At 63.5% G+C, this 1,130-nt stretch carries 1 protein-coding gene and 1 rRNA gene; both read left to right on the plus strand.

Features of this window, described 5'->3' with window-relative positions; translation table 11 throughout:
• Positions 1 to 91: ribosomal RNA gene (gene rrf / locus AC1DBL_RS16705) — 5S ribosomal RNA — on the plus strand; the annotation flags it as partial.
• Positions 92 to 733: 642 nt separating this feature from the next.
• A partial coding sequence (locus tag AC1DBL_RS16710; RefSeq protein WP_476926523.1) for a hypothetical protein occupies positions 734 to 1,130 on the plus strand: 397 nt, incomplete at its 3' end.

Here is a 1,130-nt window from a genome sequence, read left to right on the forward strand (position 1 = left end):
GCCCGGTCCCATCCCGAACCCGGAAGCTAAGACCCACAGCGCCGATGGTACTGCACCCGGGAGGGTGTGGGAGAGTAGGTCACCGCCGGACAACCATTACAGCCAGGCCCCGACACACAGTGTCGGGGCCTGAGCCTTTTAACACCCCACACAGTGCCATTGAGAGGGATCAGCGGACACTTCCTCACCACCTGCGTGGTAGACGGGATCGCTCTCGCATAACTCTCCCGCGGTACCGGCAAGTACCCGAAGGACCGTCCCGCAGCCCAAGCAGTGATGAGGCCCGGGTGAGCGCCGTCCGGCTGGGCTGTGAGACTTGACACCGCATCGGGCTAAAGCCCCGCTGCCGTTAGCCGGGTGCTGGCGTCTCGCCTAGAATTGATTGAGATGTACGGACTTCGAAGCGCTTGATTTCGGGTTGCGTAGCGAACGAAACACGGAAACAGAGCGGCTGCGATTGCGCCAGTGGTCAGCTCATAACAGGAGGAATCCAACATGGCTGAGCACAACGACGGCAACCGCGGCGGCAACGACCGCGGCAACTTTGGCGGGGGACGAAACTCTGGCGGCGGTGGATTCCGTGGTACGAGCAACTCCGGGGGTGACCCCCGCGGTTTCCGCGCCAGGGACGAGCGTTCGGCCGGATCGAAGCCGGCTGGCGACCGGAAGCCGTTCAGCGGTGCCGGTGGCGACCGCGATCGGAAGCCTTTTGGCGATCGTCCATCGCGTGAGGGTGGGGAGCGTCGCAGCTTCGGTGGCGATCGTGATCGTAAGCCGTTCAGCGGTGGTGGCGACCGTGATCGTAAGCCGTTCAGCGGTGGTGGCGACCGTGATCGTAAGCCGTCCGGCGATCGTCCGTCGCGTGAGGGTGGGGAGCGTCGCAGCTTCGGCGCAGATCGTGATCGTAAGCCGTTCAGTGGTGGTGGCGATCGTGATCGGAAGCCGTTTGGTGATCGTCCGTCGCGTGAGGGTGGGGAGCGTCGCAGCTTCGGCGCAGATCGTGATCGTAAGCCGTTCAGTGGTGGTGGCGATCGTGATCGTAAGCCGTTCAGTGGTGGTGGCGATCGTGATCGTAAGCCGTTCAGTGGTGGTGGCGATCGTGATCGTAAGCCGTTCAGTGGTGGTGGCGA

Source organism: Arthrobacter sp. 10T44, from assembly GCF_056393885.1.